Annotated in this window: 22 protein-coding genes; 6 read left to right on the top strand and 16 right to left on the bottom strand. The window is 66.9% G+C overall.

Going from position 1 to position 22,722, the window contains the following annotated elements:
* The 3 genes from LPN03_RS17175 to LPN03_RS17165 form a co-directional block, all read right to left on the bottom strand.
* A partial coding sequence (locus LPN03_RS17175) for a sugar phosphate isomerase/epimerase family protein (protein WP_262455242.1) occupies window positions 1-841 on the bottom strand: 841 nt, incomplete at its 3' end.
* A complete protein-coding gene (locus tag LPN03_RS17170) occupies window positions 838-2,061 on the bottom strand; it encodes a dihydrodipicolinate synthase family protein (protein ID WP_262455241.1) in 1,224 nt (407 codons plus the stop codon). The genes LPN03_RS17175 and LPN03_RS17170, both read right to left, overlap by 4 nt.
* A 2-nt stretch (window positions 2,062-2,063) precedes the next feature.
* Entirely contained in the window at window positions 2,064-3,197 is a 1,134-nt protein-coding gene (locus tag LPN03_RS17165) for a Gfo/Idh/MocA family protein (RefSeq protein WP_262455246.1), read from the bottom strand.
* Between the two features lie 320 nt (window positions 3,198-3,517).
* Here LPN03_RS17165 and LPN03_RS17160 point away from each other — a divergent pair, with 320 nt between their 5' ends.
* Window positions 3,518-4,579, top strand: coding sequence for a LacI family DNA-binding transcriptional regulator (locus tag LPN03_RS17160; protein ID WP_262455240.1), 1,062 nt, complete (start codon window positions 3,518-3,520; stop codon window positions 4,577-4,579).
* A 210-nt stretch (window positions 4,580-4,789) separates the two neighbouring features.
* Window positions 4,790-6,175 (top strand): aspartate aminotransferase family protein, encoded by a 1,386-nt coding sequence (locus LPN03_RS17155; RefSeq protein ID WP_262455239.1) that lies wholly within the window; start codon window positions 4,790-4,792, stop codon window positions 6,173-6,175.
* 39 nt (window positions 6,176-6,214) lie between these two features.
* Here LPN03_RS17155 and LPN03_RS17150 read toward each other — a convergent pair whose 3' ends face one another.
* The 3 genes from LPN03_RS17150 to LPN03_RS17140 all read right to left on the bottom strand — a co-directional run bounded on the left by LPN03_RS17150 (window position 6,215) and on the right by LPN03_RS17140 (window position 9,788).
* A complete protein-coding gene (locus LPN03_RS17150; RefSeq protein WP_165180647.1) occupies window positions 6,215-6,685 on the bottom strand; it encodes an Lrp/AsnC family transcriptional regulator in 471 nt (156 codons plus the stop codon).
* A 161-nt stretch (window positions 6,686-6,846) separates the two neighbouring features.
* On the bottom strand, window positions 6,847-8,289 hold the full coding sequence (locus LPN03_RS17145; protein ID WP_262455237.1) for an aminobutyraldehyde dehydrogenase: 1,443 nt from the start codon (window positions 8,287-8,289) through the stop codon (window positions 6,847-6,849).
* Between the two features lie 137 nt (window positions 8,290-8,426).
* Window positions 8,427-9,788: an aspartate aminotransferase family protein gene (locus LPN03_RS17140; RefSeq protein WP_262455235.1), complete on the bottom strand. Its 1,362-nt coding sequence runs from the start codon at window positions 9,786-9,788 to the stop codon at window positions 8,427-8,429.
* 140 nt (window positions 9,789-9,928) lie between these two features.
* Here LPN03_RS17140 and LPN03_RS17135 point away from each other — a divergent pair, with 140 nt between their 5' ends.
* Both LPN03_RS17135 and cyoE read left to right on the top strand, forming a co-directional pair.
* A complete protein-coding gene (locus tag LPN03_RS17135) occupies window positions 9,929-11,710 on the top strand; it encodes a PucR family transcriptional regulator (RefSeq protein ID WP_262455233.1) in 1,782 nt (593 codons plus the stop codon).
* Window positions 11,711-11,829: 119 nt separating this feature from the next.
* Window positions 11,830-12,798: a heme o synthase gene (gene cyoE / locus LPN03_RS17130; protein WP_165182526.1), complete on the top strand. Its 969-nt coding sequence runs from the start codon at window positions 11,830-11,832 to the stop codon at window positions 12,796-12,798.
* 37 nt (window positions 12,799-12,835) lie between these two features.
* Here cyoE and LPN03_RS17125 read toward each other — a convergent pair whose 3' ends face one another.
* From LPN03_RS17125 to LPN03_RS17085, 9 genes are all read right to left on the bottom strand, one after another.
* Window positions 12,836-13,210, bottom strand: coding sequence for a PASTA domain-containing protein (locus LPN03_RS17125; protein ID WP_165182527.1), 375 nt, complete (start codon window positions 13,208-13,210; stop codon window positions 12,836-12,838).
* Between the two features lie 128 nt (window positions 13,211-13,338).
* Window positions 13,339-14,373: a HoxN/HupN/NixA family nickel/cobalt transporter gene (locus tag LPN03_RS17120; protein ID WP_165182528.1), complete on the bottom strand. Its 1,035-nt coding sequence runs from the start codon at window positions 14,371-14,373 to the stop codon at window positions 13,339-13,341.
* Window positions 14,374-15,273, bottom strand: a complete 900-nt coding sequence (locus tag LPN03_RS17115) for an urease accessory protein UreD (protein ID WP_306986572.1) — start codon at window positions 15,271-15,273, stop codon at window positions 14,374-14,376. It lies immediately after the preceding gene.
* 26 nt (window positions 15,274-15,299) lie between these two features.
* Window positions 15,300-15,914 carry an urease accessory protein UreG gene (gene ureG, locus LPN03_RS17110; protein WP_165182529.1) on the bottom strand — a complete coding sequence of 205 codons (615 nt, stop codon included), beginning with the start codon at window positions 15,912-15,914 and terminating at the stop codon, window positions 15,300-15,302.
* Window positions 15,915-16,053: 139 nt separating this feature from the next.
* Window positions 16,054-16,743, bottom strand: a complete 690-nt coding sequence (locus tag LPN03_RS17105) for an urease accessory protein UreF (RefSeq protein ID WP_262455244.1) — start codon at window positions 16,741-16,743, stop codon at window positions 16,054-16,056.
* 8 nt (window positions 16,744-16,751) lie between these two features.
* The gene (gene ureE, locus LPN03_RS17100) at window positions 16,752-17,246 is read right to left on the bottom strand and encodes an urease accessory protein UreE (protein ID WP_165182530.1); all 495 of its coding nucleotides are present in this window, start codon (window positions 17,244-17,246) and stop codon (window positions 16,752-16,754) included.
* Between the two features lie 11 nt (window positions 17,247-17,257).
* The gene (gene ureC, locus LPN03_RS17095) at window positions 17,258-18,970 is read right to left on the bottom strand and encodes an urease subunit alpha (RefSeq protein WP_165182531.1); all 1,713 of its coding nucleotides are present in this window, start codon (window positions 18,968-18,970) and stop codon (window positions 17,258-17,260) included.
* Window positions 18,967-19,320 carry an urease subunit beta gene (locus LPN03_RS17090; RefSeq protein WP_262455232.1) on the bottom strand — a complete coding sequence of 118 codons (354 nt, stop codon included), beginning with the start codon at window positions 19,318-19,320 and terminating at the stop codon, window positions 18,967-18,969. The genes ureC and LPN03_RS17090 overlap by 4 nt, the downstream gene beginning before the upstream one ends.
* Before the next feature lie 53 nt (window positions 19,321-19,373).
* On the bottom strand, window positions 19,374-19,676 hold the full coding sequence (locus tag LPN03_RS17085; protein WP_165182533.1) for an urease subunit gamma: 303 nt from the start codon (window positions 19,674-19,676) through the stop codon (window positions 19,374-19,376).
* Window positions 19,677-19,883: 207 nt separating this feature from the next.
* Between LPN03_RS17085 and LPN03_RS17080 the strand changes: the two genes are divergently transcribed.
* Entirely contained in the window at window positions 19,884-20,492 is a 609-nt protein-coding gene (locus LPN03_RS17080) for a hypothetical protein (protein ID WP_262455231.1), read from the top strand.
* Here the strand turns inward: LPN03_RS17080 and LPN03_RS17075 are convergent.
* Window positions 20,489-20,917, bottom strand: coding sequence for a universal stress protein (locus LPN03_RS17075; RefSeq protein ID WP_262455230.1), 429 nt, complete (start codon window positions 20,915-20,917; stop codon window positions 20,489-20,491). The two genes, LPN03_RS17080 and LPN03_RS17075, sit on opposite strands and share 4 nt — an antisense overlap.
* A gap of 139 nt (window positions 20,918-21,056) precedes the next feature.
* Here LPN03_RS17075 and LPN03_RS17070 point away from each other — a divergent pair, with 139 nt between their 5' ends.
* A complete protein-coding gene (locus LPN03_RS17070) occupies window positions 21,057-22,706 on the top strand; it encodes a protease pro-enzyme activation domain-containing protein (protein ID WP_262455229.1) in 1,650 nt (549 codons plus the stop codon).
* Window positions 22,707-22,722 lie beyond the last annotated feature (16 nt).

The following is a 22,722-nucleotide window of genomic DNA, read 5'->3' as shown; positions in this document are numbered from 1 at the left end:
CCTCGGCGTACGGCAGGTTCCAGATGTCCTCGTTGAAGATTTCCACCTCGACGACACCGTTGTAGCCTGCCTCGGCAACCCACTGGCCGATCGACGCGAAGTCAATGACGCCGTCGCCCATGAATCCGCGGGACAGCAGCGCGTCGGCGGCGATGGGCAGGTTGAAGTCGCACACCTGGTAGGAGGCGATCCGGCCTTCGGCACCGGCGCGGGCAATCTGCCCCTGCAGCGACGGGTCCCACCACACGTGGAAGGTGTCCACCACGACGCCCACGGCCTCGACCGGGTGCGGCGCTGCCAGGTCCAGGGACTGGCCCAGGGTCGAGAGCACCGCGCGGTCGGCGGCGTACATGGGGTGCAGCGGTTCCAGGACCAGGCGCACGCCGTGTTCCAGGGCGAAGGGCACCAGTTCGGCGAGGCGGTCGGCCACGCGCTGGCGTGCAGCGCAAATGTCCTTGCCGCCCACGACGGCGCTTGCCTCGCCGCCGCCGTCAACGGCACCGGGCGCCACGCTGAAGTCGGGAAGCCCGCCCACCACCATGATGATCTCGGTGGTGCCGAGGGCCTTCGCCTCCAGGATGGCGGCCTTGTTGTCCTCGAGCGCGGCTGCCTGGCCGGCCGGTTCGGCAGCGGTCAGGAAGCCGCCGCGGCACAGGCTGGAAGCCTGCAGGCCGGACGCCTTCACCATTTCCACGGCTGTTTCCAGCCCGACCTCAGCCACCTTGTCGCGCCACAGGCCAATGTGCTTCAAGCCTGCGGCGACGCTGAGGTCCAGGGCTTCGGCAAGCGATGCCTTTTTGATCGTGGCCGTGTTGATGGACAGCTTCTCAAAGGTGCTCATGCGTCGGCTCCTTCCAGAACTGCTGATTCAACGCCGGCGGCGTTCAGGAATCCGGCCATGCGATTGGCGGCCAGCTCCGGGTTCAGCAGCAGCTGTGCCGTGTTGGCCAGGCGGAACAGCTTGACCAGGTGGTTGAGGTCGCGCCCCGAGTGCAGGCCGCCGACCATCTGGAAGCCGGCCTGGTAGCCGTTCAGCCACGCGAGGAAGGCGATTCCCGTCTTGTAGTAGTACGTGGGTGCCTCGAAGATGTGCAGGCCAAGATCCCGCGTGGAATCGAGGATGGCACGTGCCTCGGCGGGCTGGCCGGCGTCGTACTTCTGCAAAGCCGTTGAGGCGGCAGGCGCGATGGCGGCAAAGATGCCCAGCAGTGCATCCGAGTAGTGCGAGCCGTCGCCGTCAATCAGCTCGGGGTAGTTGAAGTCGTCGCCCGTGTACAAGCGCACGCCCTCCGGAAGTGACGCACGCAGCGCAACTTCGTGTCCGGCGTCGAGCAGGGAAACCTTGACGCCGTCCACCTTCGCGGCATGCGCCGAGGTCAGCTGCTGGAAGGTGGCGGTTGCGGCGGCGACATCGTCGCTGCCCCAGTAGCCGGCCAGGGCGGGGTCGAACATGGTGCCGAGCCAGTGCAGGACAACGGGCTCCTTGACCTCTGACAGCAAGGTGCCGTAGAGGGCCAGGTAGTCCGCGGGGCCGCTGGCAACCTTGGCCAGGGCGCGCGAGGCCATGATGATGACCTTGGCGCCGGAGGCCTCGACGACGGCGATCTGCTCGCGGTAGGCGGCAAGCACGGCGGCCAGGCCATCCTCGCCGGGCTCCACGGTTGCGGGGTCCAGCTGGTCGGTGCCGGCACCGCAGGCCAGGAGGTCGCGCACGGTGCGCTCCGGCGTGGCGATGAGGGCGGCCTCGGCGGCGGAGCGGTTGATGAGCTCCTGCGTGGCGGCCCAGTCCAGGCCCATGCCGCGCTGCGCGGTGTCCATGGCATCGGCAATGCCCACGCCCCAGCTCCACAGCTCACGGCGGAAGGCCAGGGTGGCATCCCAGTCAATGTCGGCCGGGGCGCCGGGCACGTTGTTGCCCAAAACCTTGGGGGTGACGTGCGCGGCGGCGTAGACCTTGCGGGAGGTGATGAGCGCCGTCGGCTTGTGCCACGGGCCGGTCCCGTTCAGCGTGAGTGCTTCAAGGCTGCCGTCCGGCAGCGGAAGGGTGATTGAAATGGCCATGGTTAGAGCTCGATTTCCGGGATGTCCAGGGTGCGGCGCTCGTCGGAGGACTGCAGGCCCAGCTCGGCCAACTGCACGCCGCGGGCTGCGGAGAGCAGGCCGAAGCGGTGTTCGCGGCCGGCGACGACGTCGCGCAGGAACTCTTCCCACTGCAGCTTGAAGCCGTTGTCCAGCTCGGCGTTCGCCGGGACTTCCTGCCACTGTGAGCGGAAGGATTCGGTGACGGGCAGGTCCGGGTTCCAGACGGGCTTGGGGGTGTGGGCGCGCTGCTGGGCGACGCACTTGTTCAGGCCGGCAACTGCGGAGCCGTGGGTGCCGTCGATCTGGAATTCCACGAGCTCGTCGCGGTAGACGCGTACTGCCCAGGAGGAGTTGATCTGGCCAATGACGGCGTCACCCTGCGGGGTTTCCAGCTCGAAAATGCCGTAGGCGGCGTCGTCGGCGGTTGCCTTGTACTCGTTGCCTGCCTCGTCCCAGCGGGCCGGGATGTGGGTTGCGGTCTTGGCGTTGACGGTCAAAACCCGGCCAATGATGCCTTCAAGGACGTAGTTCCAGTGGCAGAACATGTCGGTGGTCATGCCGCCGCCGTCTTCCTTGCGGTAGTTCCAGGAGGGGCGCTGGGCGGCCTGGTGGTCGCCTTCGAAGACCCAGTAGCCGAACTCGCCGCGGATGGAGAGGATGCGGCCGAAGAAGCCTTCGTCGACCAGGCGGCGCAGCTTGACGAGGCCGGGCAGGTAAAGCTTGTCGTGCACGACGCCCGCGGTGATGCCGGCTTCCTGGCCAATGCGTGCCAGCTCGATGGCCTCCTCCAGGGTCTCAGCCGTGGGTTTCTCGGTGAAGATGTGCATGCCGTTGGCCATGGCCTTCTTCAAGGTGGCGGCGCGCAGGCTGGTCATGGAGGCGTCAAAGACGACGTCGACAGTCGGGTCTGCGATGATCGCGTCCAGGTCGGTGGTCCAGTGCTCAACGTTGTGCAGCTCGGCAAGTTCGCGGACCTTCTCCGCGTTGCGGCCCACGAGGATGGGCTCGATGGCGACCTTGGTGCCGTCTTCCAGCGTCAGGCCGGACTCGCGCAGGGGCAGGATGGAGCGCAGCAGGTGCTGGCGGTAGCCCATGCGGCCGGTGATGCCGTTCATGGCAATGCGGATGACCTTCTTCTTGGCGCCTGCGGCTGCGTCTGCGGCTGCGTCTGCGGCTGCGTCTGCGGCTGCGTCTGCGGCTGCGGCTGCGTCTGCGCCGGCGGCGCCTGCCGTTGCCTCGGCTGCCGTGGTGGCCTGGTCGGTGGATGCTGTCAGCGTCACGTGCTTCTCCCGGTGGTAAGTGCGTGCCGGAGGGTCCGGCGTGGCCTGAAATTTGGAAAGCGCTTTCCAATATATGCTGGAGACAGCGTCCGGTCAAGGGCTTCCCCGGGCGGACTGAAACATTCCATCCGCACCTCCACGACAAGGACACCACCGTGAGCGTCAAACTAACCGAAGTGGCCCGCCAGGCCGGCGTGTCCCTCGCCACCGCCTCACGGGTCCTGAACGGCTCCGCGCGCACTCCAGCCCCGGCCATCGCAGACCGCGTCCGGGCCGCCGCGGAGGAGCTCGGCTACGTGGCAAACGCCCAGGCCCAGGCCTTGGCCCGCTCCACCACGGGCCTGGTGGGACTGGTGGTGCACGACATTGCGGACCCGTACTTTTCCGCCATCGCCCACGGTGTCCAGGAAACGGCCCTCCAACACCGCCGCCAGGTGCTGCTCGCCGGGACGGACATTGCCGGGGGCGAACCGGAGGGCAGCGCCGAACTGTCCGCCGTCAACGCCTTCATTTCCTACCGCACCGATGCGATCATCCTCGCCGCCTCCCGGCTGCAGGACGAAGACCCCAGGGTGTCCAGCGCACTGGGCCGCTACATCAAGAACGGCGGGCGCGTGGTGGCGCTGGGATCCACCGGCATCCCCGGGGCGCTATCACTCCCGCTGCCCAACCGGGAGGGCGCCGCCGCCCTGGCCGCCGCCCTCCTGGACAGGGGGCACACCCGCTTTGCCATTCTCGCCGGGCCGCCGGAGCGGAACACCGCCCGGTACCGTGTCGAAGGTTTCACGGCCGCCCTCGCCGCTGCCGGAATTGAAGCTGTGGCCGTGGTTCCGGGGGCCTTCAACAGCCGCGGCGGCTATGACGCCACCCTTGAGTGCCTGGACCTGCCGGGCATGCCGGTTGCCGCAGGAGCCGGGAAGAACGACGGCGGCGCACCCGGCCTGTGCATCCTGGCCGCCAATGACGTCATGGCCCTGGGCGCCATGACAGCCCTTCGCTCGCGCGGGCTGCGCATCCCGCAGGACGTGCAGGTGGCCGGCTTCGATGACATCCCCACGCTTCGCGACCACTCCCCCGGGCTGACCACGTACCGGCTCCCGCTGGAGGACATTGGGCGGATCGCCGCGGGCCTGGCGCTGGATCCCAACGGCGCCCCCGCCCCCGGGATCACTGGCGAAGTCGTGTTGCGCGAAAGCGCGGGCGCGGCGCGCGGCTGACTGCGGGCCGCTCCCGCTTTCCCGTGAGCAATATCGAATTTGCCGGACTTTTCAAGCCATTTCAAATATTGAACCGTAGAAACGATGGATACAGAAGCATATCCAAACAATAAGTTCAGATTCCCTTGTCAAGAGATGTTTTGCCGGGCAGACTGATCAGCACGGGCGCATCGAAGACGACGTGCCCGATGGATCCAAGGAGCCCTTAACATGTCCGCAGTGATGGCCGGCCCGGAGTCGGGAACCTCATACCGCAAGGCAGCCCACGACAATCTCTGGCTGCACTTTTCCGCCCAGCCCGGCGACCAGTCGGAATTGCCGATGATCGTGCGCGGTGAAGGCGCCTACGTCTATGACGACCAGGGAAAACGCTACCTGGACGGGCTGGCCGGCCTGTTCACGGTCCAGGTGGGCCACGGCCGCCGAGAACTGGCCGAGGCAGCTGCCCGGCAGTCCGAGACGCTTGCGTACTTCCCGCTGTGGTCCTACGCCAATGAGCCCGCCGCGGAGCTCGCCGGACGGCTGGCGGCCCTGGCCCCCGGAGACCTCAACCACGTGTTCTTCACCAACAGCGGCAGCGAGGCAGTGGAGTCCGCCTGGAAACTGGCCAAGCAGTACTTCAAGATCAAGGGCAAGCCGGGCAAACACAAGGCAATCTCCCGCACCACCGCCTACCACGGCACCACGCACGGCGCCCTGTCCATCACGGGCATCCCCGAACTCAAGGCTGATTTTGAGCCGCTGGTGCCCTCCACTTTCCGCGTGCCAAACACCAACATCTACCGCGCAGACGTCCATGGCGAGGATCCGGCGGCCTTTGGCCGGTGGGCCGCCGACCAGATTGAGCGCGTCATCCTGGAGGAGGGTCCAGACACCGTTGCCGCCGTGTTCCTGGAACCGGTCCAAAACGCCGGCGGCTGCTTCCCACCGCCTCCCGGCTATTTCCAGCGGGTCCGGGAAATTTGCGACGAGTACGACGTGCTGCTGGTCAGCGACGAAGTCATCTGCGCGTTTGGCCGGCTCGGCACGTATTTTGGCGCCGAACGCTACCACTACGTCCCCGACATGATCACCTGCGCCAAGGGACTGACCAGCGGCTACTCCCCCATGGGCGCACTCATCGCCTCGGACAAGCTCTATGAGCCGTTTGCCGACGGCAGCCACGTCTTTTCGCACGGCTACACCTTTGGCGGGCATCCGGTGTCGGCCGCCGTCGCGCTTGCCAACCTGGACATCTTCGAGCGCGAGGACATCAACGGCCACGTCCGCGCCAACGAAGCCGCCTTCCGGTCCACGCTGGAGAAGCTCCTGGACCTGCCCGTTGTCGGGGACGTACGCGGGGCGGGCTACTTCTACGGCATTGAACTCGTCAGGGACAAGGCAACCAAGGAAACCTTCAGCGCTGAAGAATGCGAAAGGGTGCTCAAGGGCTTTTTGTCCCACGAACTTTTCGCCAACGGCCTGTACTGCCGCGCCGACGACCGCGGCGACCCCGTCATCCAGCTCTCCCCGCCGCTGATCATCGGCCAGCCCGAGTTCGATGAAATGGAACGTATTCTGCGCGCCGCCCTCATTAAAGCCCAGGAGTTGCTCTAACCATGTGGCTCCTGTTCACGGCCCAGGATGCCAAGACGGTTAGCGCGTGCCCCAGTCGTAGCGCTGCTTGTGGAGCTTAAGGTACATGAACGTCTCGGTGGACGTAACGGCCGGCAGTTCCCGCATGCGGCCAAGCAGGCGCAGGAGATGGTCGTCATCCTCGCAGACCACCTCCACGAGAAGGTCGTACTGGCCGGCCGTGAGCACTATGTAGCTGACCTCGCTGAAGGACTCAAGCGCCTTCGCGACGTCCCCGAGCTGCCCATTGATCCGCACCCCGATCATGGCCTGGCGGGTGAACCCCACGCGCAAGGGGTCGGTCACGGCCACGATTTCCAGCAGCTTGCTGTCAATGAGCCGCTTGATGCGCTGGCGCACGGCGGCGTCTGACAGCCCCACGGATTCGGCGATGGCCGCGTAGGACCGCCGGCCGTCCTCCTGCAATTGTTCAATGATCCGCTTGGAAATCTCGTCAAGTTCGTTCAGTGAGGAATCAGGGTGTGTGGTCACGGGGAGCTCCTTGTGGGCGTGTCGACGACGATCTCGCCCGCGAAAATGGCGGTCCCGGCATGCACTTTGAGCGGCTGTCAGGGACGGCGGGGTGGATGGTGTGCCGTTCACTGACAGAATACCCGCTTGCCTTCGGGCGCCGGCATGTCCGCCAACCAGGCCTAGTCGCGCTCAAGGTTCACCATGACGTGCTTGACGCGGGTGTAGTCCTCAAGGGCGTACATCGACAGGTCCTTGCCGTGGCCCGAGTGCTTGAAGCCGCCGTGGGGCAGTTCCGCGCTGATCGTGAGGTGGTCGTTGATCCAGACGGCGCCAAAGTCCAGCTGCCGGCTCAGGTCCAGCGCGCGGGCCACATCGCGGGTCCAGACGCTCGAGGACAGCCCAAAGGGAACATCGTTGGCCCACTCGACGGCCTGCTCCTCCGAGTCAAATGCCTGGACGGTGATGACCGGACCAAAGATTTCCTCCTGGATGGCGGCATCGTGCTGAAGCAGCCCGGCGACCACCGTGGGCTCATAGAAGTAGCCCCCATGGTCAATCGCGTGCCCTCCCGTGAGGACCCTGGCGTGCGCCGGCAGGGCATCCACCACGGCGGCCACGCGGGCCAGCTGGGCCGCGTTGTTCAGCGGACCCATATCTGCGTGGTCCTCGGGTCCGCCAACGCTGTAGCCGGCGGCTTCCGCGGCCAGGGCTGCGGCAAATTCATCGTGGATGGAGGCCTCGACCAACACGCGGGTTGCCGCGGTGCAGTCTTGGCCGGCGTTGTACAGCCCCGCCATGGCGATGGTCTTGGCCGCCTTCGCAAGGTCGGCATCGGCAAACACCAGCACGGGCGCCTTTCCGCCCAGTTCAAGGTGGGTGCGCTTGAGGTCCAGCGCCGCCGACTTGGCCACTTCCATGCCTGCCCGGACGCTGCCGGTGATGGAGACCAGTTCGGGGGCGGCATGTTCGACGACGGCGCGCCCCGTGTCCCTGTCCCCCGTCACCACGTTGAACACGCCGGCCGGCAGCACCTCTGCGGCCAGTTCGGCCAGGAGCAGGGTGGTCAAGGGCGTGGTGTCGGAGGGCTTGAGCACAATCGTGTTGCCACCGGCCAGGGCCGGTGCAATCTTCCAGACGGCCATCATGAGCGGGTAGTTCCAGGGCGTCACCTGGCCGACGACGCCGATGGGCTCCCGGCGGATGAACGACGTCCTCCCGGGTGCGTACTCGCCGGCGGCCGAGGCACCCATGGTGCGTGCCGCACCGGCAAAGAAGCGCAGCTGGTCCGCGCAGGGCGGAACCTGGTCCACGGCCACCATTTCGAAGGGCTGACCGGTCTGGGCGCTTTCCAGTTCAACAAATTCCGCGGCGTGCTCCTCGAGGAGGTCGGCCAGTTTCAGCAGGGCGGCCTGCCGCTCGGACGGGGTGGTCCTCCCCCAGCTCCGCGCGGCGGCGCGGGCGGCAGCGTAGGCGCGGTCGACGTCGTCGGCGTTGGCGACATCCACGACGGCGATTTCACGGCCCGTGGCGGGGTTGACCACGGATGACGTCTTCCCGCTGGCCGCCGGCACAAAGGCGCCGTTGATAAAGAGTCCGCGATTCTTGTACAGGGTGGTGGTCATTCCTGGCCTTCTTGTGGTTGCGCTGCCTGCCGGACAGGAAACGGCAGGGCTCCTGAATCCGACGGAATCAGGAGCCCCTTTACGGAATACGAAGTATTCACTCGAGTCTACAACTCATATCAACGCTGTAAAGGGCTCTAGCGCACGAACCCGTCGGCCACCGCCAACGCCTCATCAATGGCGGCCAAGCCCGTCCGCAGTTCACCCTCCGTGATGACCAGCGGCGGGCAGATGTGGATGCGGTTGTTGTTGGTCATGGGCCAGACGCCGCGGGCCTTGCAGGCCGCCACGACCTCCGCCATGGGGCGTGCCGCATCGCCGGCGGCGGTGAACGGAACCAGCGGTTCACGGGTCTCCCTGTTGGTGACGAGCTCCACGGCCCAGAACAGGCCCCGGCCGCGCACCTCTCCGACGCTGGGGTGCTTTTTCACCCAGGAGTCAAGAATTGGCCGGACCACGCGGCCGCCGAGGTCGCGCACATGGGCCAGGATGCCGTCGCGCTCAAAGAGCTTGAATGTTGCCACGCCGGGGGCGCAGGCCAGCGGGTGGCCGGAATACGTGAGCCCTCCAGGGTAGGCGACTTCGTCAAAGATCGCTGCGATGGCGTCGCTCATGATGACTCCGCCCAGGGGCACGTAGCCGGAGTTCACGCCCTTGGCAAAGGAGATCAGGTCGGGGATGACGTTGAAGCCGTCCACGGCAAACCACTCGCCCGTGCGCCCAAAGCCTGCCATGACTTCGTCGGCGATGTAGACGATGCCGTACTTGTCGCAGAGCGCGCGTACGCCCGGCAGGTAGCCCGGCGGCGGCACCAGGATGCCGTTGGTGCCCACCACCGTCTCGATGATGATGCCGCCAATCGTGGAGGCCCCCTCCAGCACGATGACGCCTTCCAGGTGTTCCAGCGCCCGGGCGCTCTCCTCTTCGGGGGTGCTGGAGTGGAACGGCGAACGGTAGGCGTAGGGGCCGAAGAAGTGCGCCACGGAGGCCGCGCCGGGCTCATTGGCCCATCGGCGGGGATCGCCCGTGAGCTGCATGGCCGTGGACGTGGCCCCGTGGTAGGAGCGGTACTGGGCCAGGATCTTGGACTTGCCCGTAAATTGGCGGGCCATGCGGACGGCGTTTTCATTGGCCTCGGCGCCGCCGTTGGTGAAGAAGACCTTGTTGAGCGTGCCGGGTGCCTTGGCGGCGATCAGGGCGGCCAGTTCGCCGCGGACATCGTTGGCAAACGCCGGCTGGATGGTGGCCAACTTCCCGGCCTGCTCCTGGATCGCCGCAACAAGGTCCGGGTGCTGGTGCCCCAGGTTCAGGTTGACCAGCTGTGAGCCGAAGTCCAGGTAGCGGTTGCCCTGGTAGTCCCAGAAGGTGGAGCCCAGGCCGCCTTCCACCGGCAGGGGGTCAATGGCGGCCTGGGCGGACCACGAATGCAGCACGTGGTGGCGGTCGTTGTGGCGGATGGAACTTTCGACGTCGTTCGCAACGTCAGGGCTGGCGGTCATGAATGTCTCCTTCGGTAAAACCCGCGTTTTCAGGCCTGCGGTAGTCGACCCAGGCATGGACCGCGCCAGCCAGACAATGTGTCCGACAGCTGTTGTAGGCTCCTGATAGTGATATTTGCATCCCTCGGCTGGAGCAGAGTGTGAAAAGTGAGTGGAATCCGGCCGGCGTCCGGACGGATCGTCCGGGGCTGCCGACGGTGGCCGAGGTGCTGGCCCTGCCAGTGCTGGCGGCCGGCGATGCTGAGGTGGTGGCCGGTGCTGCCGGACTGGGCCTGCCGGTGCGCTGGGTCCACGTCGTCGAGTCGCGGAACGTGGCCGGCCTGCTCGACGGCGGCGAGCTCCTGCTGGCCACCGGAGTCGGCTGGCCCGAAGGCACCCACTGGATGGCCGGATACATGGCCGAACTGGCCGCCGCCCAGGTTGCCGGGCTGGTGCTCGAGCTTGGCACGCGCTACGCGGATGTCCCGGCGGAGCTGCTTGAGCGGTGCGACGCCCATGGCCTGCCCCTGGTGGTGCTGCACCGCCGGGTCAAGTTTGTCAGCGTCACCGAATCGGTGCATGGGCGCATCATCGCCGAACAAATGGCGGCACTGCAGGCCCGTGACGAGGTCCACGCACTGTTTTCGGAACTAAGCCTGCGCGGCTCTCCCGCCGACTACATCGTGGCCCAGCTCGGGGCAGTCCTCGGCTGTCCCGTGGTCCTGGAGGACATGGCGCATCAGGTGGTTGCCTTCGACACGGCCGGACTTGACGAGCACACCCTGCTTGACGGCTGGGAAATGCGCGCCCGTGCCGCCCACCGCGCCCGCCCGGGGGACGCCGCGGATTCCAGGCACGACGCACGCACTTCCGTCCTGGGTTCGGAGGGCTGGCTGGTCACTCCGGTCGAAGCCCGCGGCACCCGCTGGGGCTGGCTGATCGCGTTCGACGGCGCACCCCACCCCGCCGGGCGGGCACTGGTGCTGGAACAGGCCGCCGTGGCACTTTCGCTGAGCCGGCTCGCCGACGGTTCGGCGGAAAACTGGACGCCCGCCAGCCAGCACTGGCTGCTTTCCTCCCTGCTGCAGGGACGGTACCGCAGTGAAACAACCCTGCGGGCCCGCTTCGAGGCAATGGGCCTGCCCGTCACGAACCGTCGCCTGTGCGGACTGGCTGTACGTGCACCTAAATCCTTGGGCGCTGGTACACGGGTGCGGTCGGGAGCAGCCGGGGGCGGGCTCCCACCCATCGGGGCCGGACCGAACGCCTGCTTCCGGTGGCCCTCCGCAGCCGACGTGTCCCGGCTGGCACGTTCAATGGGCGCCAGTGCCGTGGCTGGCAGGGTTGATGCCCAGGACGGCCGGCTGCTGCTGGTTGCCGTCTCCGTGCCCGGACCCGGCACCGGCCGGCCCGGACCGGACGCCGCGGTCGACTCCTTTGCCGTCAGGCTGCATGGGCTCATCCGCGGCGTGGGGGACTCCGCGGGGCCGCCCACCATGGCTGCGGGCGCCGTCGTCGAGCAGGTGGGTGCGCTGGCGGACTCCCTGCAGGAAGCCGTGGAAGTACTGGGCCCCCTCCCTGACGGCGGCGCCGGGCCGGCCCTGCTCCACCGCCAGGGAGCGAAAGGCCTGCGCCGGCTGGTCAGCCAGCTGCGCAGCGACCCGCGCCTGCAGTCATACCTGGAGCGCAGCCTCGGCACTCTCCTCGAACACGACGCCCGCCACGGCACCGACCTGTTGCCCGTGCTGAGCGCCTACCTGGCCCATCCGGGCAACCGGACGCTCGCCGCCGCCAACAGCCACCTCTCACGGTCCGTGTTCTACCAGCGGCTGGACCTCATTGGCGGCCTGCTCGGCGCCGACTTGGCCGACGGGGAGGTCATTGCAGGGCTGCAGGCGGCGGTCATGGCGTGGGAGGCCACGCGGACCCAACAGCGGCCCTAGCCACCGCCGGGTGCTGCGCCCTTCACATGAGCCGGTAGTGGCCACGATCACACGGCCGGGCGTGGGCGCCTCCATGCCGATAAACTGGCCGGACCACCCCCTGATTGGAGTTCATGCGCATGTCCCCGCGAGGTTCCGAGCCCCCACCCGCCAGCGGGGACGGCACATCCCGGATCGACGGCACCGACAGCGCACTGGCCTCACGGGCCACGGGCACCTCCTGGCGGGATTCGGTGCTTCGCTACTACTCACTGGCCAAGCCGGGCGTGCTGTACGGCAACGTCCTCACTGCCGCGGCGGGGTTCCTCTTCGCCAGCCCAGGGCACATTGACTGGCTGCTGTTTCTGGCGGTATGCGCGGGCACCACCCTGGTCATTGCCTCCGCCTGCGTTGTGAACAACGTGCTTGACCGCGACATCGACTCCGTGATGGAGCGGACCAGGAAGCGCGCCACCGTCACGGGCCATGTCCAGGCTCGCAATGCCGTCATTTATTCAGTGCTGCTGGGCCTTGCCGGCATGTCGGTGCTCATGGCCTGGACCAACTGGCTGGTGGTGGCCGTGGGGCTGGGCGGCTACCTGGCCTACGTGGTGCTCTACGGCATGCTGTCCAAAAGGATGTCAGTCCACGGCACGCTGGTGGGCAGCATTTCCGGGGCCGCTCCGATCCTGGGCGGATATGTGGGAGCCGCCGGGGAGCTCAACGCCGGCGCCGCCATTGCGTTCCTCATGCTGTTCTTTTGGCAGATGCCCGCGTTCTATTCAATTTCCATCTATCGTCACGATGAGTACGCGCAGGCCGGGGTGCCCGTCATTTCCGTGGTGCGCGGCATCGCCAACACCACGGAACAGATACTCGCCTACACCGTGGTGTTTGTGGCCGTCTCCCTGCTCCCCCAGCCGTTCGGCTACACGGGCTGGAGCTATACCGCCGTCATGGGTTTGCTGGGCCTGGGCTGGATCGCCCTTGGCATCCGGGGACTGAAGGCTGAACGCCCCGCGAGGTGGTCGCGCCTGATGTTCCGCTACTCCCTGGTCATGATGACGGCCCTTTCCGTCATGCTGGCCGCTGGGCCACGCCTGCCCTAGCGGCGGCGTGGCCCGCAGGCTCCCTCAATTTTGTGGCCTACTTGGCTGCCTTGCCCTGCTTGGCGTACTCTTCCTGCGTCACGGTGAGTGCCACCTTCACGTAGGATGCATCGGTCATGGTGCCGGCAGCAGGATCCGTGGAGGCAACCTTGGCGTCGGCCCAGGGGTTTCCTTCAATCCACCTCGCGCCGGTCTTGTCGACCAGCTGGGCGAAGAAGTTTTCCTTGACCAGGGTCTCGTACGCTTCCTGGTACGTCATCCCAACAACGTTGGGAACTGCACGCTTCGCCTGCGTTGCGGCAGTGGTTTCGCTGGGCGTCCCGCTGGAAGTCGCGGCGGGTGCATTGGTACCGCAGGCGGCCAGGGTGGCAACCAGGATTGCGGCGGCGGACAACTGAATAATTTTCCTCATGGGCCTAACTTGATCGTCAAATTGCGTGGCGGATGCAAAGCCCCGCCAGGGATAATTCCAACCATCAATCCTAGGGTCACGACATCCGTTGCACGGCACCCAGAGCCTGATTTATGCGGCACATCACACTACTGGCGGCCCTTCCGCCAGCCCAGCGCGGCAATGCCCCACACCGCCAGGAACAGCCCCACCAGCAGCAGCCCTGCATGGCCAAGGTCCACGGTGGCCAGCCAGGTGGTGACGGGATCGCTCAGGCCCAGGACTTCGTGGACGATCGCGGCGATGGTCAGTGCGGAGATGAACAGTGCCGACGTTGCCGACAGGCCGGTGATGACCATGTTGAAGCCGATGCGGCGGGCCGGGTGCATGACGGCGGAGCGGTACATTTTCATCATGGCCATGCCGTTGGCCGTGTCGCACAAGGTCATGGCGGCGGTGAATGCGAGGGGCAGGGCCAGCAGTGCGGCAACGGAAACGCCTGCCAGCGCGGCGGAGGCCGTCAGCAGCAGGAACGCGATCGTTGAGGCCGTGTCGAAGCCCAGGCCGAACAGGAAGCCCAGCACGTAAATGTCGCGGGGGCGCTTCACGCGGGACAGCGGCTTGTCCAGGAGGCGGGCCACCATGCCCGTGGGCGCCAGTTCATCGTCCGCAACAGCCCCTCCCCCGCGAATCCGCCGGAACAGCTCATTGGCCTTCAGGAACGCGGAACCGTTGAACAACCCGATTGCCAGCAGGAAGAGGGCGGAGACGCTGGACCCGAACAGGGCCAGCGCCACGTTCGGAGCGGATCCTTGATGCAGCACGGCCCCCATGATGCCGGCACCGCTGACCACCAGCACCCCGGCCACCATGACGACGGAACTGTGCCCCAGGCTGAAGGCAAAGCCCACGCTGACCGGCGCCCTGCCCTGGGAAGCAAATTTCCTGCTGGAATTGTCGATCGCAGCAATGTGGTCCCAGTCGTAGCTGTGCTTCACACCGGCCAAATAGGCCGTGACCACCAGGCCGAAGGCCAGCGGATGCACATCCGTCATCAGTGAAAACACCATGAGTCCCGCCACGACGGCGTGCAGCACGGCCACCGCCAGGAACGTGGCACCCACCCTGCGGGCGAGCGGAAGCTTCTCCCGTTCCAGATATCCCAGGCGGGCAGGGGCGGTCATCTAATATTTCCTCAAGTTCAGGGGTTCCTGGCCGTGCCAGCGCTTCCGGAGAAGGTCGACGGCGGCGCCCAGCATGGCATTCAATTGTTCCGTTGAGCGGGACAATGCCCGCAGCGCCAGGCCCGGGCCGTCCAACAGCGTGACCCCCAGCCGGCCGCCGTCGTCCTTGGGTGCCAGCAGCGCATGGAGGTCATCGGCGAGGGTGGAATTGACGCGGGCGTCCACCACCAGCAGGGAGCCCAGGTGGGTGCAGGCGCCCATGAAGGCGCTGCCGTCCACGGGCGAGCCGGAACCGGGGCGGATCAGCAAGTTGTCCAGCACCGTCAGCCGGCCGCCAATGGAGATCTCGTTGCGCAGGCGGATTTCGTCGTAGCGGAAGTATCCGCCGTCGGGCGACCAGCCGGGTGTCACCACCTCAGCCATGACAAGCGACGCCGTCGGATCCATGTCCACGCAGGTGACCTGGCCGTAGCTGGCTTCGCGGTAGGCGATGAGCGGATCGGGCAGCAGTTCCAGCCGCGAACCGGCGCCGAGGCTGATGCGCATGTGCTGCTCGGCCCGGTCGTTGGGCGTGCGGTAGATCTTCGTTGCCGACTGTGTGGTCAGCAGCAGGTCCGCCCCGGGCGCAACATCAAGCTCGATCAGGTACCTGTCGCCGCCAAGATACGCGCCTCCCGGGTTGATGACCACGTAGCAGACCTGGCCGGATTCATCGAGGTAGTGGGGGCGCAGGATCCGCAGCGCGCCGTCATGGTGCTGGCGCACGGCGATGGAACGGCCGTTGCGGCGGGCAACGTCCAATGACAAGGTGCCGGCCCACTCCCCCACGGCTCCAAGACGCCCCACAGCGGGGCTTGCCTGGGTCTCGACAAGCTCGACCACCGGAGCAAGCTCGACCACGGGGGCAGACTCGACCACCGGAGCCCCTAGTTCGCCAGGTCCAGCATGAGCACGTCACGCTTGAGCCAGTTGATCACGTGTTCCAGGCCGTCGTCGGTCTTCAGGTTGGTGAAGCAGTAGGGCTTGTGGCCGCGGAATTCGAGGGTGTCGGCCTCCATGACGGACAGGTCCGCGCCCACGTAGGGTGCCAGGTCCGTCTTGTTGATGACGAAGAGGTCGGACTTGATCATGCCCTGTCCCGCCTTGCGCGGAATCTTCTCCCCTTGGGCCACGTCAATGATGTAGATGGAGAAATCCACCAGTTCCGGGCTGAACGTGGCGGAGAGGTTGTCGCCCCCCGACTCGATGAATATCACCTGCAGGTCCTGGTGCCGCGCCTCCAGTTCCGCCACGGCAGCCGAGTTCATCGATGTGTCCTCGCGGATGGCGGTGTGCGGGCATCCTCCGGTCTCAATGCCGATGATCCGGTCCAGCGGCAGCACGCCGTTCGCGGCCAGGATCTTCGCATCCTCGATGGTGTAGATGTCGTTCGTGATCGCCGCGCAGGAGACCTGCCCGTCCAGTGCGCGGGTCAGGCGCTCCACGAGCTGGGTCTTGCCGGCGCCCACCGGGCCGCCAATGCCAATCCTGATCGGTTTCATGTGTGTCTCCTTGTGTCAATGTTTGCGGTGTTCGGTGTGGTCCCCGGAAGGTGATGGAGCGTCGGGGGAAAGACCCCGAAAAGTGAGGGAGCGTCGATGGAATGACCCCGAAAAGTGAGGGAGCGTCGGGTTGGGCGGGTCAGGACATGAACATTCGGGCCCGCTGGCGCTCATGCTGCATTTGGGCGATTTCAAGGCCCGGTGCCGTCACGCCGAAGTCCTCGCGCCCCAGCGTTTGGACACGCACGACGGCGTCCCGCACCTCCCGGTGCGCAGCGGCAAGGACACGCTGGCCGGCGTTTTGGCCGAGCGGGATGCCGCGGATGGCATTTTGGGTCAGCGAGGTGGCGGCGGAAAACAGGTAGCTGGCCAGCAGTTCCGCCAGCGGGACACCGAGGGACTTTCCGGCCACGGCATACGCGAGGGCGGGGTGGCCCGCGCAGTCGCCACTGGCCACGGCGTCGGCGTAGCACTGAAGTTCGGGGGACGGCGCCACGGCGAGGGCGATGTCCAGCATGCGCGCGCCCATCTTCACCCCTGCCTCGCGGATTTCCCGCGGCAGTGCTGAAGCGTGCAGTTCCCGATCCACGCGGAACAACCCTGCCGGGGTGTCCGCTTCGCAGGCTAGGCGGATGGCCAGGCCGTCGCTGTGGACCAGCTGGATCCGGATGAACTGGGTGAGCCAGTCGGCGAACGTGGCTTCGTCACGGACCTCTCCCCGGTGCAGGCTGGTTTCCAGCCCCAGTGAGTGGCTGAATGCGCCGGTGGGAAGTGCCGAGTCGCTGAGCTGGAGCAGCGGCAGCAGGTAGGTGGGCGCGGCTGCAGGCATGGCGGGCATCAGTGGGTGTGTTCGGCGTGCCGGAACGGCACGGGCATGATGCGTTCCTGCCGGGAGTACTGCACGCCCACGTGCTTGAGGTAGTCCTCCACCGTGTGGTCGTAGGCCAGCACCATGACCTGGGCGCCGTATTCGCTGTCCTCTCCGAAGAACTGTGCCTGCATGTGCCGGTTGCCCAGATTGTGCGCCACCACGCCCATTTCCCGGATGGAGCCGGGGGCGATGACGAGGACGTCCGTGTGTTCCACGGAGATGACGATCGCCCCGGTGGCGTCGAGGTGGAGCACGTCGCCGTCACGGAGGTCCGGCGCGTGGCCGCCGTCGAGCATGATGCCCAGTTCCCGGCCATGGTCCGTGGTCACGCGCTGGATGCGCTTGACCAGGGCCGCGGAGGGCAGCACCACCTTTTCCTCATGCAGCCCGGCGAGAACGGCGGGGTCAAAGGTGTCCGTGGCGGGGTCGAACTTATTGCCAAGTATGGCGCTGATGATCAATGGTTCTCCTTCTAAAACAGGAAGTAGCGCTGGGCCATGGGCAGCACGGCTGAGGGCTCGGCCGTGACCACTTCGCCATCCACCCGGACCTCATAGGTTTCGGGATCCACTTCGATGTCAGGCATTTCGCCGTTGTGCTTCATGTCCGCCTTGGTGAGGTTTCGGATGCCGTGGCAGGCCCGGACCTCGTGCTGTAGGCCCAGCTGCGCGGGGACGCCGGCGTCAATGGCCGCCTGGGACATGAAGGTGATGGACGATGAATGCACGGCGCGGCCCAGTGCCGCAAAGTTCTGCCGCAGGGTCCGCGGCTGCGGCGTGGGGATGGAGGCGTTGGGATCGCCCATGACGCTCATGACCATCTGGCCGCCCTTGATGACCATTTCCGGCTTGACGCCGAAGAACGCCGGCTCCCACAGCACCAGGTCGGCAAACTTGCCTTCCTCGATGCTGCCCACGGAATCGGCGATGCCGTGGGCAATGGCCGGGTTGATCGTGTATTTCGCAACAAAGCGCTTGAGGCGCGCATTGTCACCGACTTCAGGGTCGTCGTCGTACTTGCCGCGCTGGCGCTTCATGGCGTCGGCCACCTGCCAGGTGCGCAGCACCACCTCGCCCACGCGGCCCATGGCCTGGGAATCGGAGGAGGTGATGGAGAAGATGCCCATGTCATGGAGCACGTCCTCGGCGGCGATGGTTTCCTTGCGGATGCGGGAGTCGGCGAACGCCACGTCCTCGGGGATGTCGGGACTGAGGTGGTGGCAGACCATGAGCATGTCCAGGTGCTCGTCGATCGTGTTCACCGTATAGGGCAGGGTGGGGTTGGTCGACGCCGGCAGCACGTTGGGCAGGCCCGCCACCTTGATGATGTCGGGGGCGTGGCCGCCGCCGGCACCTTCCGTGTGGAAGGTGTGGATGACGCGCCCGCCGATGGCCGCAATGGTGTCCTCGACGAAGCCGCATTCATTGAGCGTGTCGGAGTGGATGGCCACCTGGACGTCGAATTCGTCGGCCACTTGCAGGGACATGTCTATGGAGGAGGTGGTAGCGCCCCAGTCCTCGTGGACCTTCAGGCCGATGACGCCGGCCCGGATCTGTTCGGCCAGGGGTTCCCGGGCGCTGGCGTGGCCCTTGCCCAGCAGGCCAATGTTGATGGGCATGTTGTCCACGGCCTGGAGCATTTTGGAGATGTGCCAGGCGCCGGGCGTGACGGTGGTGGCCTTGCTGGCATCGGAGGGGCCCGTGCCGCCGCCGATCAGCGTGGTGACGCCGGAGGCCAGGGCCACGGGAATCTGGTCGGAACTGACAAAGTGCACGTGCGTGTCGATGCCGCCGGCCGTGAGGATTTTGCCTTCGCCAGCGATGATGTCCGTGGCCGCGCCGATGGTGATGGTGACGCCGTCGGAGATCTGCGGGTTGCCGGCCTTGCCGATCCTGAAGATGTGGCCGTCGCGCAGCGCCACATCCGCCTTGTAGATGCCCGTGTAGTCCAGCACAATCACGTTGGTGATAACGGTGTCCGGAATGTCCTCGTCCCGGACCAGCTGGCCGTTTTGGCCCATCCCGTCGCGGATCACCTTGCCGCCGCCGTAGACCACTTCCTCGCCGTACTTGGTGTGGTCGTGCTCAATTTCGGCGAACAATTCGGTGTCCGCGAGGCGGACGGCGTCCCCGGTGGTGGGGCCGTAGAGGTCCGAGTACTGCTTGCGGCTTAGTTCAAAGCTCATTTGCTGCCGTCCTGGGGTGCGCCGGGATTGGTTCCTGCCGGGGTGTCGAGCGGGCCGTTGACCTGGTCGCGGAAGCCGTGGACTTCGCGGGTGCCCGACAGCTCGATCAGCCGGACGGACTTGGCGTCGCCGGGTTCGAAGCGGACGGCAGTGCCGGCGGCGATGTCCAGGCGGCGCCCGTACGCTGCGGCACGGTCGAAGTGAAGGGCGTCATTGACTTCGGCAAAGTGGTAGTGCGAACCGACCTGGACGGGGCGGTCGCCGCGGTTGGTCACCTGTACCGTCACGGCCTCGGATGAGGCGTTGCATCGTAGGGGGTCGGTGCGCAGGACATATTCTCCGGGTATCACGGCTGGCCTTTCATCGATTGTGGAATCGCGTTGCTGGCGGCGGGGAAGCACGCCTAGCGAATGGGGTTGTGGACGGTGACCAGCTTGGTGCCGTCGGGGAAAGTCGCCTCGACCTGGACATCCTTGATCATTTCGGCCACGCCGTCCATGACGTCGTCGCGGGTGAGGATGGTGCTCCCCCAGCCCATGAGGTCGGCCACCGTGCGGCCGTCCCGGGCGCCTTCGATGAGTTCATACGTCAGGATGGCGACGGCCTCGGGATGGTTCAGCTTGAGCTTGCGGCCCTGGCGGCGCCGGGCCAAATCGGCTGCCACCACAATCATGAGTTTTTCCTGTTCACGGGGCGTCAAGTGCATGCAATTCTCCTCAGCTAAGCAACGGATATAAGTGTCCACCCGTTATCTGCGACCGGCAAGCAAACTTGCCGGGAGGCCCGTGGATTTCGCCAGATTATCAGAAGTTGAAGCCTCCATAAAATGGGACCCGGACGCCTGCCCCTGCCAGCCCTTGACCTTCCCCGGCAAAGGGCATGCAATGGAAGGTAAGGATCGGGAGGTGGCGTCATGGTGGTCGAAGCCGTGGCTCAGTTGGTGGCGGTGGCCGCCGTGGTGGTTTCCGCGACCGGGGGGACAGCCTGGCTGGTCAAGTCCCGCCCCGCCCTTGAAAAAGATCCGGACTCCGCCTTCTGGTACGGCTTTGCCGGGCTGTGCATTGTGGCGCCGGCCGTTTTGCTTACGACGGCGGCCAACCGCTGGGCAGGTGCCGCGCTGGCGGCCCTGGCAGCCGCAACGTGGCTTTTCTGTGCACGGCTCTTCGCACAGGTGCTGGCGTCCCGTGCCACCATCCGGGCGCGGCAGCTGGATGACGCCGTTCGCCATTCCCTGGCGGCCCGGCAGGATGCCGTGGCGCTGAGGTGGAGCCGTTTCGAGCTTGACCCCGCGGCGGCCATCGACTTCCCGGACATGAGCGACATCCGCGTGGCGGAAACGGCATTGCTGGCCAGGGCCATGGCCAAGGCCGAGGCACTTCGCTACGGGCCGGAACAAGCCCTTGCCGGATACAGGGAAGCCGTTGCCGCCCTGGAACAGGCCTACCGGCGCGCCGAATGGGCCGCCGTCGAAGGCCGTGGCCAGGTTTCCGGCGACGTCGCCGCTAGGCTGGCCAGCCCCTAGCGCACCACGATGACGGGGCAGTCTGCCTGGTTGATGCTCTGGGCGCTGACCGAACCCAGCAGTGTGCCCATGATGCCGCCGTGGCCGCGGCGTCCCACAACCAGGTAGCGTGCCCCGCGGCTCGCGTCGGCCAGGACCGCTGCCGCGCCTCCGCGTTCGGTGCGCGCGGACAGGGCCGGCGGCAGGACCGGGCCAAAAGCGTCCGCCAACGCCTGGTCAAGCACCCGCCGCGCCCCTTCCTCAAAGCTGCCAATGCCACGTGCCTGGTAGCTGGAGGGCTTGGCGGGCGGTTCCCAGGCAGCCACCGCCTCGACGGCCGCGCCCAGCTGTTCCGCGAGCCCGACCGCCTCCCGCAGGGCAGCCAGCGATGCCTGCGATCCGTCAACTCCAACAACAATCCGGACAGGGTTTACTGAACCATTCACGGCACTCTCCTCTGTGGGTGGGCACTCCCAGTCTTGCCCACAAGTCAGCCCGTGGCCAACTGGCCGCCACGGGCCAATGATCGTTGTTTGTGTCGGACATCGGCCGTAGCATCGCCTGTAACGACGGAAGGTGTGCACCATGAACCAGAACACTGAATCCAATCCAGCCCAGCCGGGCGCCCGCGGCAGGCATGCCGGCGAAGCCGAACAGCCACAGCTGGTTCCGCTGCCGGGCAGCACCAGGGAGCCGGCCCCGCAGGCCCTCCACCGTCCGGCCGCCGCGGAGGCCGGCTTCGAGGCCCTCTACAACGAGGAAATTTCCGTCACCCTGGTGTTGCGCCGCACGCAGCCTGTTCCGGACGAAGCGCTGGGCAGGATCCTCTCGCGCACCGAGCTGGCCGCCTATGGCGCCTCGCCGGCCGACGTCGAACTGGCCACCTCCACCATGACCAGGCTCGGCGCACAGGTTACGGAGGTGGATGCAGCGTCACGCAGGATTCGCATCACCGGCCAGGTGGGCCTGCTGTGCACCATCTTCGGCACCCGCCTGGAGCCCGTGTCCAGCGTGGCGCCGGACCAGCAAACGGTGGCGCACCGGCACCGTACCGGCGGCCTCAGCATCCCCGCAGCCCTGGAGGGGGTGGTGGTGGCGGTCCTGGGGCTCGACGACAGGCCCACCGCCCGCGCCCAGTTTCACTTCGCCCCGGCCGCCGCAGGATCCGTAAGCTACACGCCCCTGGACCTGGGCCGCGTGTACAACTTTCCGGCCGGCACCGACGGCACGGGACAAGTGATCGCGATCCTGGAACTGGGAGGGGGCTTTGCCGCCGCAGACCTCGACGCCTACTTCGGCTCCCTCGGCATCCAAGGCCCGGCCGTAACTGCCATCGGGGTGGACGGCGCAGCCAACGCCCCCGGCCAGGACCCCCAAGGGGCCGACGGCGAGGTCCTCCTCGACATCGAGGTTGCGGGTGCCCTGGCGCCCGGGGCTGCCATCAAGGTGTACTTTGCCCCGAACACGGATGCCGGATTCCTCGATGCCTTGAGCCAGGCCGCCCACGACTCCCCCGCCCCGGCCGCCATCAGCATCAGCTGGGGCCAGAGCGAGGACGCGTGGACGGCACAGGCCAAAACCGCCTTTGACAACGCCCTGGTCGACGCAGCCCTGCTCGGTGTGACGGTAACGGTGGCGGCGGGTGACAACGGCTCCGCCGACAACGCCGGCGACGGGCGCAACCACGCCGATTTCCCGGCGTCGAGCCCGCATGCGCTCGCCTGCGGCGGCACACGGCTTTCGGCGGATCCGGTGACGGGGGCGGTGAACTCGGAGACCGTCTGGAACGACTCCAGCCACTCAGCCACCGGCGGCGGGGTCAGTGATGCCTTCCCGCTGCCCGCCTGGCAGCAGCACGTCACAGTGCTTTCGGGCGCCGGGCCAGCGTCGGTTCCCCAGGGGCGCGGCGTCCCCGACGTTGCCGCGGTGGCCGATCCGCAAACCGGCTACCGGGTGAGGGTGGACGGCAGCGACATGGTCATTGGCGGGACCAGTGCCGTGGCTCCCCTGTGGGCCGCCCTCATTGCCCGGCTGGCCCAGTCACGCGGCAAGGGGCTGGGGCTGCTGCAGCCGGCCCTCTACGGCCTGTCCGGCGGCGGCGCAGCCACTCCGGGCTTCCGCGACATCACCGACGGCAACAACGGCAGCTACCACGCCACGCCGAGCTGGGACGCCTGCACGGGCCTTGGCGTGCCGGACGGAACCGCACTGCTGGCCGCCCTCCCGAAGGCCTAGCCCTTCCTGGCTAGCC

Origin of the sequence: Arthrobacter sp. A2-55 (genome assembly GCF_025548615.1) — a bacterium.
In the GTDB taxonomy this organism is placed as follows: Bacteria; Actinomycetota; Actinomycetes; order Actinomycetales; family Micrococcaceae; genus Specibacter; species Specibacter silviterrae.
This window is presented reverse-complemented; position numbering and strand designations above follow the sequence as displayed.